Source organism: Streptacidiphilus sp. MAP5-3, from assembly GCF_041262505.1.
GTDB lineage: Bacteria > Actinomycetota > Actinomycetes > Streptomycetales > Streptomycetaceae > Streptacidiphilus.
In genome coordinates this window covers 1-15393 of the sequence record NZ_JBGCCL010000033.1, presented here as the reverse complement: position 1 = coordinate 15393, position 15393 = coordinate 1, and the positions used below count along the sequence as shown (strand labels likewise).

General features: G+C 70.8%; 12 protein-coding genes. 3 read left to right on the top strand and 9 right to left on the bottom strand.

All coding sequences use genetic code 11. The features are described from left to right. The first annotated feature begins 187 nt into the window (after positions 1-187). Positions 188-709: a GtrA family protein gene (locus ABH928_RS31590; RefSeq protein WP_370072090.1), complete on the top strand. Its 522-nt coding sequence runs from the start codon at positions 188-190 to the stop codon at positions 707-709. Between the two features lie 163 nt (positions 710-872). On the opposite strand, the gene ABH928_RS31585 is transcribed toward ABH928_RS31590, so the two are convergent. Together ABH928_RS31585 and ABH928_RS31580 are read right to left on the bottom strand one after the other, a co-directional pair. Next, complete coding sequence (locus tag ABH928_RS31585) at positions 873-2123, bottom strand: ATP-binding protein (RefSeq protein WP_370072089.1); 1251 nt, start codon at positions 2121-2123, stop codon at positions 873-875. 14 nt (positions 2124-2137) lie between these two features. After that, positions 2138-2812, bottom strand: coding sequence for a response regulator transcription factor (locus ABH928_RS31580; RefSeq protein WP_196198261.1), 675 nt, complete (start codon positions 2810-2812; stop codon positions 2138-2140). 193 nt (positions 2813-3005) lie between these two features. On the opposite strand from ABH928_RS31580, the gene ABH928_RS31575 reads away from it, so the two are divergent. Together ABH928_RS31575 and ABH928_RS31570 are read left to right on the top strand one after the other, a co-directional pair. Then, entirely contained in the window at positions 3006-4499 is a 1494-nt protein-coding gene (locus ABH928_RS31575; RefSeq protein ID WP_370072088.1) for a peptide MFS transporter, read from the top strand. Between the two features lie 334 nt (positions 4500-4833). Continuing rightward, positions 4834-6354 (top strand): peptide MFS transporter, encoded by a 1521-nt coding sequence (locus ABH928_RS31570; protein ID WP_370072087.1) that lies wholly within the window; start codon positions 4834-4836, stop codon positions 6352-6354. An 88-nt stretch (positions 6355-6442) separates the two neighbouring features. On the opposite strand, the gene ABH928_RS31565 is transcribed toward ABH928_RS31570, so the two are convergent. From ABH928_RS31565 to ABH928_RS31535, 7 genes are all read right to left on the bottom strand, one after another. After that, positions 6443-7873: a hypothetical protein gene (locus tag ABH928_RS31565; RefSeq protein WP_370072086.1), complete on the bottom strand. Its 1431-nt coding sequence runs from the start codon at positions 7871-7873 to the stop codon at positions 6443-6445. Between the two features lie 3 nt (positions 7874-7876). Continuing rightward, a complete protein-coding gene (locus ABH928_RS31560) occupies positions 7877-9196 on the bottom strand; it encodes a neocarzinostatin apoprotein domain-containing protein (RefSeq protein WP_370072085.1) in 1320 nt (439 codons plus the stop codon). Then, on the bottom strand, positions 9193-10233 hold the full coding sequence (locus ABH928_RS31555; protein WP_370072084.1) for a hypothetical protein: 1041 nt from the start codon (positions 10231-10233) through the stop codon (positions 9193-9195). Before ABH928_RS31555 ends, ABH928_RS31560 begins: the two co-directional genes overlap by 4 nt. A gap of 90 nt (positions 10234-10323) precedes the next feature. Next, on the bottom strand, positions 10324-11118 hold the full coding sequence (locus ABH928_RS31550; RefSeq protein ID WP_370072082.1) for an LPXTG cell wall anchor domain-containing protein: 795 nt from the start codon (positions 11116-11118) through the stop codon (positions 10324-10326). A 160-nt stretch (positions 11119-11278) separates the two neighbouring features. Beyond that, positions 11279-12436, bottom strand: a complete 1158-nt coding sequence (gene hutI / locus ABH928_RS31545) for an imidazolonepropionase (protein WP_370072081.1) — start codon at positions 12434-12436, stop codon at positions 11279-11281. A gap of 239 nt (positions 12437-12675) precedes the next feature. Continuing rightward, positions 12676-14046, bottom strand: coding sequence for a formimidoylglutamate deiminase (locus ABH928_RS31540; RefSeq protein ID WP_370072080.1), 1371 nt, complete (start codon positions 14044-14046; stop codon positions 12676-12678). Next, entirely contained in the window at positions 14037-15281 is a 1245-nt protein-coding gene (locus ABH928_RS31535) for an allantoate amidohydrolase (protein WP_370072079.1), read from the bottom strand. Before ABH928_RS31535 ends, ABH928_RS31540 begins: the two co-directional genes overlap by 10 nt. Between the last annotated feature and the right edge of the window lie 112 nt (positions 15282-15393).

The following is a 15393-nucleotide window of genomic DNA, read 5'->3' as shown; positions in this document are numbered from 1 at the left end:
CCCAGGGTTGTGGCTGCTCACGACCCTCGTCCGGGCCGGGCTGAACCCGCCCCAGGAGGTGCGGTCAAGGCAGAGTTCCGTGAGGATTTAACAGGAGAAGTATTTGTCACACCGGAGACCGGACTATCGTCGTGTGCGGTAGCCGCGCCGTAATCCGAGGGCGCCGAGTAGAGACGGACCCCGAGACATGACCGCATCCCCTGTCAGTGGCGGACGTACGTCCAGCGCGCTGCGCCGCGTGGCCGGCGAAGCGGCGAAGTTCGGCATCGTCGGGATATCGGGCGTCGTCATCCAGCTGATCGCCTTCTCGATCCTGCTGGACTTCATGCAGACCGTCCGCGCGAACGTGGTCGCGACGCTGATCGCCATCGCGACCAACTACGTGGGCTACCGGTACTGGGTCTACCGGGACGCGGACAACAAGACGCGGTCCCGCGAGATCACCCTCTTCCTGATCTTCAGCGGCGTCGGCCTGGTGGTCCAGAACGTCGTCCTCTACGCGCTGGTCTACGGCTTCGGCTTCCACACCAAGCTGGAGAACATGATCTGCAGCATCGTGGGCATCGGCGTGGCCACGGTGTTCCGGTTCTGGGCCTACCGCACGTTCGTCTTCAAGACCGTCCAGCAGGCGGAGGAGGCGGTCGAGGCCGCCGAGCAGATCCTCGCCGCGGAGCAGGTCAAGCGCCAGCCCGTCTACCGCAGCCGCTGAACGCTCCGCGCCAAGAGGCGAGCACTTCGCTCCCGCAGGTAGTTGCACGACGAGGGGCGCGGGGAACTGCGCGAGAAACCCCCCTGTGCGGATGGCCCTGACCGTTGAGGACCATCTGTTGTGGGTGGCTTGTCGCGCAGTTCCCCGCGCCCCTGGGTGTCGCCTAGGCCTCTTCTTCGTGCCGGGCCAGGAAGAGGGCGAAGACCGGCGGTCGCTGCGAGAGCAGCTCCAGACGTCCGCCGTCGGCCTCGGCGAGGTCGCGGGCGACCGCCAAGCCGATGCCGGTGGAGTTGTGGCCGCTGACCGCGCGTTCGAAGACGCGTGCGCCCAGCTCGTCGGGGACGCCCGCGCCCTCGTCCTGGCACTCGATGACGACCTTCGTGTCGCGCACACGCGTGCGCAGGGTGACCGAGCCGTCGCCGTGCATCAGCGTGTTCTCGATCAACGCCGCGATCACCTGGGCGACCGCGCCCGGCGTGCCGACGGCCCAGAGGCCGGGCGGGCCCTCCAGGTACAGCTTGCGGCCGTAGCGGCGCAGCGCCGGGCGCCACTCCTCGGCCTGTTGCTTGATGACCTCGTCCACGTCGAAGGCGACCGCCGACGTGTTGCGCGACTCCCGGCTGTTGGTGAGCAGCCGCTGCACGACGTCCGTCAGCCGCTCGACCTGGACCAGGGCGATCGCGGCCTCCTCCTTGACCGTGTCGAGGTCGTCCGTCTCGATGATCTCCTCCAGCCGCATCGAGAGCGCGGTCAGCGGCGTGCGCAGCTGGTGGGAGGCGTCAGCGGCGAGGCGGCGCTCCGCCGTCAGCATCCGGCCGATCCGGTCCGCGCTGCGGTCGAGGACCTCGCCGACGCGGTCGAGCTCGGGCAGGCCGTAGCGCCGCTGCCGGGGGCGCGGGTCTCCGGAGCCGAGGCGTTCCGCCGTCTCCGCCAGGTCGAGCAGCGGGCGGGTGATCCGCCTGGACTGCCACAGCGCCAACGCCATCGCCGCGGCGATGGTCAGCACCGCGACACCGACCAGGAGCAGCAGCATCCGCAGGATCGACGTGTCGACCGGGCCGCGTGCCTCCTGCACCACCACGGACTCGCCGTGCGGGCCCTTCTCCGTCGCCGTGACCGGGTCGTCGCCGGCCGGGGGCCTGCCCAGCGTGATGGTGCGGCCGTCGACGAGCTGAACCACGGCGTAGCGGCCCGAGCCCTGGTCGTTGAGGCCCGTGAGCGAAGCCGCGTCGATCGGCTCCTTGGCGACGTACCGGTTCTCCACCACGCCGACCATGTGCAGCGCCTCGGTGCGCACCGCGTCCTGCGCCGAGCCCTCGATACTGCGCTTCTCGACCAGCGCCAGCGGCACGCTGAACAGGGCCACCGTCACGAGCACCACGGCGAGGATGGAGTTGAGCAACCTGCGCTTCACGTACGGGGTCCCGCCTAGCCCTTTTCGAAGCGGAAGCCGACGCCGCGCACGGTGGTGATGTAGCGGGGGCTGGCCGCGTCGTCGCCCAGCTTCTTGCGCAGCCAGGAGATGTGCATGTCGAGCGTCTTGGTCGAGGTCCACCAGGTGGTGTCCCAGACCTCGCGCATGATCTGCTCACGCGTCACGACCCGGCCCGCGTCCCGGACCAGGACGCGGAGCAGCTCGAACTCCTTTGCGGAGAGCTGCATCTCCTCCTCGCCCAGCCAGGCGCGGTGCGAGTCGACGTCGATCTTGACGCCGTGCGCGCCGGTGCTCATGTCGGCGGTGCCACGGCGCAGCAACGCCCGTACTCGGGCCAGGAGTTCGGCGAGGCGGAACGGCTTGGTGACGTAGTCGTCCGCACCGGCGTCCAGGCCGACGACTGTGTCCACCTCGTCGGCGCGGGCGGTCAGCACCAGGACCGGGAAGGCATGGCCGTCGGCGCGGAGCCGACGGGCGACCTCGAGACCGTCCATGCCGGGCAGGCCGAGGTCGAGCACGAGCAGGTCGACCGCGCCGCCGGTGCCCGCGGTCTCCAGCGCCGAGGGGCCGTCCTCACGGACGATCACCTCGTAGCCCTCGCGACGCAGGGCGCGGGCGAGCGGCTCGGAGATGGCGATGTCGTCCTCGGCGAGCAGTACACGCGTCATGGCTCGATCGTAGTCCGCCGAGCGGCCCCGTCCCGCTTCCATCGAACGGAGGACCGTACGCCGCATTTCAGGGCCGGTCCGGGGTCGCTGGCCTACCGTCGACAAAAGCGATCCAAAAGTGATCAATGCCGGATGAATGCCACCGGGCCAACGGCCACACGCCACCGGCTCCTGGGGAGAGGCGACGCAGCGCATGGTTCAGGACCTGGCGCCACCGACGGACCGGCACGCACACCGGAGCTTCTTCGGCCAGCCCTGGGGGCTGGCGACGCTCTTCACCACCGAGATGTGGGAGCGGTTCAGCTACTACGGCATGCGCGCGCTGCTGGTGCTCTACCTGGTCGCCCCGCACAGCGACGGCGGCCTGGGCTTCTCCAAGAGCACCGCGACCGCGATCTACAGCGTCTACGTCTCGATGGTCTACCTGCTGACGCTGCCCGGAGGCTGGGTCGCCGACCGACTCTGGGGGCCGAAGAAGACGGTGGCCGTGGCCGGCGGCGTGATCATGATCGGGCACTTCCTGCTGGCGCTGCCCGCCACCGCGTCGTTCTTCGGCGGGCTGGTCTTCATCGCGGTCGGCTCGGGCCTGCTCAAGGCCAACATCTCGACGATGGTCGGACAGCTCTACAGCGGCCCGGAGGACCCGCGCCGGGACGGCGGCTTCACGATCTTCTACATGGGCATCAACCTGGGCGCCTTCGCCGCGCCGCTGGTGATCGGCACCGTCGGGCAGCGGGTCAACTGGCACCTGGGCTTCGCCCTGGCCGGCATCGGGATGGGCATCGGCCTGGTCATCTACCTGATCGGCATGGGCACCCTCAGCCCGAACAGCTCCGTGGTGCCCACCCCGCTCAGCACCGAGGCGAAGCGGAGCGTGCTGCGCAAGGGGCTGTTCTGGCTGGTCCTGGCCGTCGTCTTCTACGCGGTGCTCGGCGGCACCGGCCACTACACGATCAACTGGGTCACCATCCCGCTCACCGTCATCGGCCTGGTCTTCCCGGCCTGGATGCTCTGGCGGATCAAGCACGACCGGGACCTCTCCCCCGCGGAGAACTCCAAGATGACCGGCTACATCTGGTTCTTCGTGGCGGCGGCCGTCTTCTGGATGATCTACGACCAGGGCGGCTCGACGCTCAACATCTTCGCCGCCGACAACACGGCCAACAGCCTGCTCGGGGTCCACTTCCCGTCCAGCTGGTTCCAGTCGCTCAACCCCCTCTACATCATGGCGCTGGCCCCCGTCTTCGCCTGGATGTGGCAGTGGCTGGCGGCACGGAACCGGGAACCGGAGACGGCGACCAAGTTCTCCTTCGGCCTGTTCCTGGTCGGGGGGTCCTTCGCCGTCTTCCTGGGGGCACTGGCCGCGGCGAGCGGCGGGAACAAGGTGACGCCGCTCTGGCTCTGCGTGGTCTACCTGATCCAGACGGTCGGCGAGCTCTGTCTCTCCCCCGTCGGGCTCTCGGTCACCACCAAGCTGGCCCCGGAGAAGTACGGCAGCCAGATGATGGGCGTCTGGTTCCTGGCGGTGACCGCCGGGGACTGCACCACCTCCCTGGCCACCACGGCGGGCGCGGACCTGAACAGCCGCGGCTACGTGGCGGCGGAGGTGGCACTGGCGGTGCTGGCGGGCATCGCGGTCCTGCTCAACCGCCACAAGATCCGCCACTACCTGGGCGAAGTGCGCTGAACTGCGACAACGACCCCAACGTACGTGCACAGAGGAGACGTTGAGGGGGCCGCAGCCCTACCATGCCGAGGAGCCCGGCGGTGGGTGCTGAGAACCACGTCACATCAGGGAACCGAACACGCCTCGCCCCGGAATCGCTGATTCCGCAACCAGAAGCGGGTCGGACTCGATGAATCCCAGGTGAATGGGATAAAAACCAATGGATTTGCAGACGCCGTGACCGAAATCCGGAATCGGGCATAGCGATCAATCAGCGTGATCGCTGTCAAAGGCCGTCAAACGCTGACCTACAGTGGTCCGAATCCCTGTTGTACAGATGGCAAGGAACCACGCAATGCCGCCGATACCTGCCGAGGTCGCCGTAGAGGCCCTGTCCGTTGCTCGGGAGACCCCCAGCCGGAAGACCTTCTTCGGACACCCCCGTGGCCTGTCGACGCTGTTCATGACCGAGATGTGGGAGCGCTTCAGCTTCTACGGCATGCGCGCGTTGCTGGTGCTCTACCTGGTCGCCCCCCATTCCAAGGGCGGCCTGGGCTTGGGCGCCGCGACAGGCATGGCGATCTACTCGATCTACAACGCCATGGTCTACCTGCTGGCCCTGCCCGGCGGTTGGATCTCCGACCGGTTCTGGGGCGCTCGCAAGACCGTCATGATCGGTGGCGCGATCATCATGATCGGCCACTTCCTGCTGGCCGTGCCCGCCGAGTTCTCCTTCTTCATCGGCCTGGGCTTCATCGCCGTCGGTTCCGGCCTGCTCAAGGCCAACATCTCGACGATGGTCGGCCACCTCTACCCGGACAAGAACGACCCGCGCCGGGACGGCGGCTTCACGATCTTCTACATGGGCATCAACCTGGGCGCCTTCGCCGCGCCGCTGGTGATCGGCACCGTGGGGCAGAACGTGAACTGGCACCTGGGCTTCGCCCTGGCCGGTGTCGGCATGGCCCTGGGCCTGATCAACTACATCGTCGGCGGTCGCCACCTCAGCGAGCAGAGCAAGGTCGTCGCGTCGCCCATGCCGCGTGCCGAGCGCAACTCGCTGCTGCGCAAGGCGTCGTTCTGGATGGTCCTGGCCGTCGCCTTCTTCGGCGCCGTCGCCATCAGCGGCCACCTGACGGTGAACTGGTTCATCTGGGCGCTGACCCTGGTCGGCCTGGTCATCCCGGTGATCGTCTTCACCCGCATCAGGCGGGACAAGGACCTGACCGGCGACGAGCGCAACAAGCTCTCCGGCTACATCTGGTTCTTCGTGGCCGCCGCGGTCTTCTGGATGATCTACGACCAGTCCGGCTCGACGCTGAACCTCTTCGCCACCAACAACACGGCGAGCAAGCTGTTCGGCTTCGACTTCCCGAGCACCTGGTTCCAGTCGCTGAACCCGCTCTACATCATGGCGCTGGCCCCGGTCTTCGCCTGGCTGTGGGTGTGGCTGAACCGCCGTGGCAAGAACCCGAGCACGGCCGTGAAGTTCGGCATCGGTTCGGTGCTGATCGGCGCCTCCTTCGTGGTCATGATGATCGCGCAGGCCGCCGCCTCCGGTGGTCACCTGGTCACCCCGCTCTGGCTGGCCATGGTCTACCTGGTCCAGACGGTCGGTGAGCTCACGCTCTCCCCGGTCGGCCTGTCCGTCACCACCAAGCTGGCGCCGAAGAAGTACGCCAGCCAGATGATGGGCATCTGGTTCCTCGCGGTCACCGCGGGCGACTGCGTCGCCGCCGTGCTGCAGCAGCTGCTCGGCAACGCGTTCCTCAGCGACACGTCCTTCGCCATCCAGGGCGCGGCTGCCGCGCTCGCCGGTGTCGCGATGTTCCTGTACCGCCGCAAGGTCCGGGGCCTCATGGGCGACGTGCACTGATGCGCTGACGCACTGACGCACTGACGTCGGAAGGGTGGGTCCCCGTCGGGGGCCCACCCTTCCGCGTTGCCGGTACGGACCGGACCACTCAGCGCTGCTTGCGCAGGCGACGCCACGGCGTGAGCACGAAGACCGCCGCGCCGAGCAGCAGGATCGTGCCGCCGACCAGGCCGAGCGCCTGGTACGGGGCGTTACTGCCACCGGTCTCGGCCAGACCGCCGCTGGTGCTTGAGCTGCCGCCGGAGCCGCTGCTGCCGCCGGTCGTGGCGGACCCGCTGGACCCGCCGGAGCCGCTCGACCCCCCGGAACCGCTGCCGCCGGTGATGCCGCTCGATCCGGCCGCGGTGACCTGGAGGGTGAGCGAGGGCGACGGCTTGGGACTCGGGGTGCAGGTGGTGGTCGTGCCCAGCGCCTTGATGGTCAGCACGCCCGTGGTGAACGTGACCTGGCCGGTGTGCCCGGGAGCGTAACTACCGCTCATGTCACTCGGCTTGATCGGGGTGTTGGCCGGGATGGACGCGGAGTTGGCGGGGCCGGTCAGGGTCAGCGTGCCACTGTCCGCGCCCGCGACGTCGACGGTGGTGCTGGGCGTCATCGAGCCGGCCGGAAGCGCGACCGGCGAGGAGGAGACACCGGAGGCGAAGGACTCGGTGAGCTTGTAGGAGCTGCCGGACTTCACCGCGCTGATGGTGATCTGGGGCTTGGCGCTGACGTTGCCGATCGGCGTGGTGCAGGCGTAGTCGACGGTCACCGGGGTGCCAGGGAACGAGCTCCCGCCACCTCCGGTGCCGCCGGTCGTCGTACCTCCGGCCGAGCTGCCGGTGCTGCCTCCCGTGCTGCCGCCGGTCGTTGAACCGCCGGAGGTTGTGCCGCCGGAGGTCGTGCCGGTGCTGCCTCCCGTCGTGCCTCCCGTCGTGCCGCCGGTCGTGCCTCCGGTGCTCCCGCCCGACGTGCCGCCCGTGGTGCCGCCCGTCGTTCCCCCGCTCGTGCCGCCGCCGGAGCCCACCTGAAGGGTCAGGCCGGGGCTGGGCGTGGAGTCGGGCGTGCAGGAGGTGTTCGTCGACATGACGTTGACGTTGTAGTCCTTCGGCGTGAAGGTCACGCTCCCGGCTGTGGTGAGCTTGATCGTCGCCGTCATGTCGGAGAGCACCATCGGCGAGTTCTTCGGGATCGGCGGGTTGGTCCGCGTCCCGGTCATCGCCAGCGTGCTGCTCTGGGCGCCGCCGACGGTCAGATCGCCCGTCGGCAGCACGGAGTTGGCGGCCAGGTCGACATAGCCGGGGTTCTGCGAGGCGGCTTGGACGAAGTGCCAGGTGATGGTGACCGTGTCGCCCACACTCGGGCTGGCGTTGGAGCTGGAGACGGCGACGACCGTGGTGCCGTGCACCGCGCCGCCGATGGGTGGGTTGCAGGTGGTGGCGAAACTGTCGTCGGCCGCGGAGGCGCTGGGCGCGCCCGCGATCAGCGAAGCGCCGACCAGGGCCATGATCAGGCCCCCGGCCAGCCGGATCCTCTTCACGTGTCAGTGGTCCTTTCCGCTCGGGGTGGTCGGACCAGGGGTGCGGGCCTGGGGTGGTGCGGGCTTGGGTGCGGAGGTGGCCACCGTCCCCGGCGCGAACCAGGGCAGGGTGGGCTCTCGCTGCGGCGATGCGGTGGGCGGCACGGTCGGGGCGTAGCTGGGCGGCAGCGGCACCAGTGTCGGAGCCGTCGGAGCCGTCGGAGCCGCAGGCGTCGGCGGCAGTACGGCGGTCTCCGCGTCCGGATTGACGAACTCGCCCGGCTGGACGGCCGCGACCGCTACCGGCGCCTGCACTGGCACGTGGGGCGGCGCGGGAGGCATCACGAACGGGCTCACGTCCGCCGACGGCGCGGCGCGGCGTGGGTCGCCCGCGCGGCGGCGGCCGAGGTGGGAGCGTCGCCGGTCCCGTGCGCGCTGGGTGACATCGGGCCGGACCCTGTCGAGCACGGCAAGGCCGAGCCGGAAGAGACCGACCGCGACCACGACGAAGAGCAGCACCCAGAAGACGTCCACGCCCCACGCCACGGGCAGGTCCTCGTGCTGGGTGGTCAGGGTGCGGCCCTGGTAACTCAGGCCGACGAAGTACTCGCCACTCGCACCGGAGTCGAACTGCACCGGCAGGTCGATCTCCTGCTGTTTGCCTGGTTCCAGCGTCCCCTGCCAGGGCGCGGCGCTCCAGTCGGGTGCCAGCACCGAGTGCCAGGTGCCGAGTTGGAACTCGGGGTTGGTGATCGGGCTGCCGCCCATGTCCGCGACGACTATCCGCAGGGTGCGGTCGGGCGGCGCACCGAACCAGTTGAGCGGTCCGTTGCCGCCGCTCAACGAGGCGCTCAGCATCACGAGTTGTCCGGCCCCGGCCGCGTTCTGCGGGATCGGCGCGGTCGGCGCGCCCATCACGTCGAACGGCGTGTTGACGCTCTGCTGGTTGCCCATGACGGCGCTGACGTGGATCACACAGGGGCAGGGCTTGGGCGGCGTCGCGACCGCGAGCTGCTGGCTGAACTGCCCGTCGGCACCGGTGGTGACGGCACGTCCGGTGGCATTGGCGCAGTCGTCGGTGCCCGCGATGGCGTCCTGTCCGCAGAGCAGCACGGTGAGCAGTGCGGACGCGGGCCAGCCGGAGCCGGAGACGGTGATGGTCACACCCGGCTTGGCCGCTGCGGGCACGGCGGTGGCCGTCGGGTTGCTGCCGCTGCTTCCGTCTGCGTGGGCGGCGGCGACCGGCAGTCCGACCGCCCCGCCGAGCGCCCCACCGGCCGCCAGCAGCAGCACGCACAGCAGGGTGGCGAACCGTCCCGTCCTGCGCAGATGACGATGCGTCATGCGGCCACCCCCGTCGGCTTCCGGCTCGCCTCGCGGACGCGACGCCAGGCGTCGCCCGGGCCTCGGTGGATCCGTCGCCGCTTGGCGCGCACCCAGAGCCAGGACCCGCCGCCCAGGAGCAGCAGCACCAGGAGCATCGCCTGCGGCAAGGGCAGCACCAGATAGCCGCCGTTGCCGTTCGCGGAGGCGCCGGTGGCGCCGTCCGTCGCCTTGACCGCGACCGAGACGTCGTCGACCAGCGGCGGACCGGGCAACGCCCGGGTGAGTTGCACCGACTGGCCCGGCAGCAGTTCCAGACCGGTGTCTGTCAGTGGGCCCTGATAGACAGAACCGAACCAGCCGGACTCGGTGATCTCGACGCGCGGGTGGAGCGTCACGTTCCCTTGGTTGGTGAGGGTGTAGTGGAGCACCGCCGTGTCGGCCCCGAAGTCGGCAAAGGCCGGTGCCGAGCGCTGGACGGTGACGGACGTGACGGCGAGCGCGGGCACGGAGACGCCGGTCACGTGCAGGTAGATGCGCGCTGCGACGGCGTGCTGGGCGGTGGTGCCACGCGTGGCTGCCACCGCCACGATCGCGCCCGGGTGGTCACCGGGCTCGGCATTGACGGGGAGCGAGAGGGTGAAGGGGATGTCGGCCCGGGTCCTGGGCGGCACGGTCAGCCGGGTGGCGCTCAGAATCAGCCACGCGCCGACGCCGGTCATGCCCTGGCCCTCGCCATGGAGCTGGAACGTCATGGGCCGGGTGCCGAGGTTCGCCACGGAGACGTGGTCGCTCAGCGTCCGGCCGGGCGCGGATTCGAGGTAGAAGTACTGCCGGTCCCCCGGGCCCGGCGTGGTCACGCCGGGCGGCGGGGTGGGGAAGACGGCCCAACCTTCGTTACTGCTGGTGTCTGCGGCCGACGCCGCCCCCGCACCGCCGAACAGCAGCGCGCCGAACGCCACCACTGCGGTGAGCAGGACCACCACAGGGGCGGCAAAGGCTGACGCGTTGAAGGTCCGCCGCGATGGCGGCAGCACGGCGAGCGGGGATTGCGGCATCGGTCAGCCTCCCTTGCGGGAGCCCGGGGTGGTCGGCCCCGGACCCCTTGGAACTCACGAACCGTCAGATGGAGAACTTGGGTTGGGCACTCATATGCGGGCGCCGGGGCGCGCGGGACGGTTGCGCCGGGTGAGCCAGAGCGCGCCGGAGACGCCGACGAGCAGAACGGTGCCGCCGAACAGGCCGAACGCCACGGCGTCGTCCGCCGGACCGGTCTGCGGGAGGGTGCTGCCGGTGCCGCCGGCGCTGCTCGACCCGCCGGTGGAGCTCGATCCGCCCGAACCGCCGGAGCTCCCCAAGCTCCCGGAGCCGCCGGAGCTGGAGCCCGAACTGGACCCGCCCCCGCTGCTGCCCCCGGAACCGGAACCGCCGGACGCGTTGGACACGTTGAGCGTCAGCGCGACCGGCGTTCCCGAGGCGGTGCAGTTCGTGGTGGTGCCGAGGGCCGCGATGACCAGCTTGCCCGGGGTCAGCGTCACCGAGCCGTTGTGGTGCGGGGTGTAGGTCCCGGTCATGCTGCCCAGCTTGATCGGGGTGTTGGCGGGGATCGTCTGCGCGTTGCCGCTGCCCTTCGCGACAAAGCTGCCCGAGTCGGCCCCGCCGACGTCCACGGTGACGCTCGGCACCATCGAACCCGCGCCCAGCGCCACCGGGCTGGACGACACGCCGTTGGTGAAGGTGACCGTGACGTTGTAGTTCGACCCGCTCGCGGTCGCCTCGACGTCGACCTGCGAGGTCGCCGACTTGGTCCCGATGGGCGACTGACACACGTAGTTGACCGGGACCGTCGAGGCGTGTGCCGGTGTGGCCACCGCCGCTGCCATGCCGAAGGCGAACAGACCCGCTGCCGCCGCCCCCCGGGTGATCCTCCTGCTGCCGCTCACGCTCGCCCTCCTCCGGACCGTGCACCTTACTGACTAGTCGTCAGATTTGCCGACGGTACGGCAGGCACACATCAGGGGGAAGCCTCGTGCAGCGACCTTCTCAGGGAACGGTGTGAACGTCTGGGAAGGCCGAGGTGCGCGAGCGGAAGCGAAGGGCGCGTCAGAGCACGCGCACGCCCCCCTGCCAGACCGCGCTGACCAGCGGGACACCGGGACGGTAGGCGAGGTGGACGTGCGACGGAGCGTCCAGCAGCACCAGGTCGGCACGGGCACCGGGCGCCAGGTGCCCGATGTCGGTCCGCCGCAGCGCGCGGGCGCCGCCGAGGGTCGCCGCGACCACGGCCTCGTCCGGCGTCATCCCCATGTCGCGGACCGCGACGGCGATGCAGAACGGCATGGAGCTGGTGAAGCTCGACCCGGGGTTGCAGTCGGTCGACAGCGCGACGGTCGCGCCCGCGTCGATCAAACGGCGCGCGTCCGGGTAGACGGCGCGCGTCGAGAACTCCGCACCCGGCAGCAGCGTGGCCACGGTGGTGTCCCGGGCGTCGGCCAGCGCCTTGACGTCCGCGTCGGACAGGTGGGTGCAGTGGTCGGCGCTGGCCGCGCCGAGCTCGACGGCGAGCTGCACGCCGGGCCCCTCGGTCAGCTGGTTCGCGTGCACACGCGGGAGCAGCCCGCGGGCTGCTCCGGCAGTCAGGACCGCCCGCGCCTGGTCGCCGTCGAACGCCCCGCGCTCACAGAACACGTCCACCCAACGGGCGTGCGGCGCACAGGCGTCCAACATCGGCCCGGTCACCAGGTCCACGTATCCGGCCGGGTCGTCGGCGAACTCGGGCGCGACGACGTGCGCGCCCAGGTAGGTGGTCTCGGCGGTATGCGCACCGGCGATCCGCAGCGCACGCGCCTCGTCCTCGACGGTCAGCCCGTAGCCGGACTTCACCTCGACGGTGGTGGTGCCCTGCCGCTGCATCTCCTTGACGAACCGCCGCAGGTTGGCGTCGAGCGCCTCGTCCGAGGCGGCACGCGTGGCGGCCACGGTCGTCCGGATACCACCCGCGGTGTACGCCTGCCCCGACATCCGCGCGTTGAACTCGGCGGTACGGTCACCCCCGAAGACGAGGTGCGAGTGCGAGTCCACGAACCCGGGAATGACGGCCCGCCCCTCGGCGTCCACCCGGTCGTCCGCGTCCGGCGCGGAGTCGGCGGCGCCGACCCACGCGACCTGACCGTCGTGGACGACCACCGCGGCGTCGGTGAGCGTGCCGAGCTCGGGATCGTTGGTGAGCAGGCTGCCGATGTTGGTGATCAGGGTGGTCACGTTCTCGCTCCTAGTCGAGGCAAAAGCTTGAGGCGGCGGGAAGTTGCACTATCCAGGGGCGCGGGGCTCTGCTGATGTGCGGCTCCGCCGCGTGGCCGGAGAGCAGCCGGTGTGCTCCCGCAGGTCGTTGCACTATCCAGGGGCGCGGGGAACTGCGCGAAAAGCCACCCACGCAGGTAGAACACCGAACGATCAGGGCCATCCGCACAGAGTGGTTGCCCGCGCAGTTCCCCGCGCCCCTAGCGAAGTGCAGCGATCGCGTCGTTCAACGCGCGGCCCGTCTCCGGAACCGTGGTGTGGACACCACCGCGCACCACGACGCGCCCGCCGACGACCACGTCCCGCACCTCGGACGGGCCCGCCGCGAAGACCGCCGTCTCCACGCCCAGCTCCGGCGGCTGGCCCGCCGTGCGTGGCGTGTCCAGCGCCACCGTGCAGAAGTCCGCCAGCGCCCCGCGCTCCAGGCGGCCCGCGTCCGTCCAGCCCAACGACGCGTGGCCGTCCTCCGTCGCGGCGCGCAGCAGCGCTGCCGCCGTCCAGTGGCCGCGCTGCTGCGTCGCCAGACGCTCGTTCAGCTCCAGCGCGCGCGCCTCCTCGAAGAGGTCGATCACCGCATGGCTGTCGGAGCCGAGCGAGACCGGGCAGCCGCCGTTGGCCAACTGCCGTGCCGGGCCGATGCCGTCGGCCAGATCGCGTTCGGTGGTCGGGCACATGCAGACGACCGTGGAGGAGTCCGTCAGCAGCCGCTGGTCGTCCGCCGTCAGGTGGGTCGCGTGGACCGCGGAGGTCCGCGGGCCGAGGACGCCGTGGCGGGCCAGCAGCTGGGTCGGCGTCATGCCGAACCGCGCCAGGCAGGCCTCGTTCTCGGCGACCTGCTCCGAGAGGTGCACGTGCAACGGCGCGCGCCGCTCCTTCGCCCAGGCGGCGACCGTGCCCAACTCCGCTGCGGGCACGGCGCGCACCGAGTGGATCGCGGCACCGATCTTGGCGTGGTCGCGCTCCTTGAGCAGCGAGACGCGGTTGGCCCAGGCCTCCGCCGTGCCGTCGCTGAACCGCTCCTGGTGCCGGTTCGGCGGCTCGCCGAAGCCGCTGGAGAGGTAGCAGGCGTCGAGCAAGGTGATCCGGATCCCGGCCCGCGCCGCAGCCTCGATCAGCGCCTCGCCCATCGCGTTCGGGTCGGCGTAGGGGGCGCCGCCCGGCTGGTGGTGGACGTAGTGGAACTCGCCGACCGCGGTGATGCCCGCCAGCGCCATCTCGGCGTAGACCGCTGTCGCCAGCGCGAGGTAGTTGTCCGGGTCGAGCGCGTCGGCCGCCCGGTACATGGTGTCGCGCCAGGTCCAGAAGGTGCCGCTGCCGACCTGGACCGCACCGCGCAGCGCGCGGTGGAAGGCGTGCGAGTGGGCGTTGGCGTGGCCGGGCAGGGCGAGGCCGGTGAGGACGGTCGCGCCGGCGGGCGCGGGCCCGCTGTCCGCGGTGATCGCGCTGATCCGGCCGGTGGCGTCGACGTCGATGCGGACCGCCTTCTCGACGGCGGGCATCGACGCGCCCTCGCGCCGCAGCCAGGCGTGCGGGGCCCAGAAGACGGTCGCTGCACCCTCACTCAACTGCATGACATAGCCTCCAGGACCTTGGCCAGCGCGGCGACGCCGGCCAGGCAGTCGGCCTCGTCCGCCGTTTCCGCGGGCGAGTGCGAGACGCCGGTGGGGTTCCGTACGAACAGCATCGCAGTCGGGACGGCCGCGGAGAGGATTCCCGCGTCGTGCCCCGCGCCGGTCGGCAGCACCGGCGTGTCGGGACCGAGGACGGAGACCAGCTGGTCCCGCAGCGGCGCGTCGAAGTCCACGACCGGCGTGTATGACTCGCGCACGACCTCCGCGCGCACCCCGTCGCGCTCGGCGCGCTCACGGGCGGCCGCGCCGATCTCGTCCACCAGCGCGGTCAGCGTCGCCTCGTCGGCGGCGCGCGAGTCCAGCCAGGCGCGCACCAGCGAGGCGATCGCGTTGGTGCCGTTGGGCTCGACGCTGACCTTGCCGAAGGTGGCCAGCGCACCCGCCAGCCGAGCCTTCTTCCGGGCCGCCAGAACGGTGTTGGCGTAGGTGAGCATCGGGTCGCGCCGGTCCTCGAGGCGCGTGGTCCCGGCGTGGTTGGCCTCGCCGTGGAAGTCGAACCGCCAGCGGCCGTGCGGCCAGATCGCCGAGGCGACGCCGACCGGGTGCGGCGTCTCCGCCAGGTGCCGGCCCTGCTCGACGTGGAGCTCGACGTACGCGCCGACGCGCGCCAGCCGCGCCTCGTCCTTGCCGATCGCGGCCGGGTCCTGCCCGGCCGCGGCCATGGCGTCCGGCAACCAGACGCCTTCGGCGTCGCGCAGCCTGAATGCCTGATCCTGCGTCAGCACACCTGCGGTCAGCCGGGATCCGACACAGGCGACGCCGAACCGGGCGCCCTCCTCGTCGACGAAGTTGGTCAGCGCGATGGGCTTGGTCGGCCGGACGCCGCGCGCCAGCAGCGCGTCGAGCGCGGCGAACGAGGAGACCACGCCCAACGGCCCGTCGTACGCGCCGCCGTCCGGAACGGAGTCCAGGTGGGAGCCGGTGACGATGGCCCCCTCTCCCTCAGGATCCCCGTACCAGGCCCACTGGTTGCCGTTGCGGTCCACCTCGTAGGTCAGGCCGCGCTTGCCGGCCTGCTCCTCGAACCACGCGCGGCACTCCGCGTCGGCGCTGGTCCAGGCGTGCCGGCGGTAGCCGCCGGACTTCTGGAAACGACCGACCGGAAGGAGCTCGTTCCACATCCGGCGGTAGCCGTCCGCGGCGTCGCCGATCTCCTCCTCGTACGCCTTCGTCATCTGACCGTCACTCACCCTCGCGCATCGGGATGCGGACCTGGCGTTCGTCGGCGACGTCGGCGGCGAGGTCGTAGCCGGCGTCGACGTGGCGGATGACGCCCATGCCCGGGTC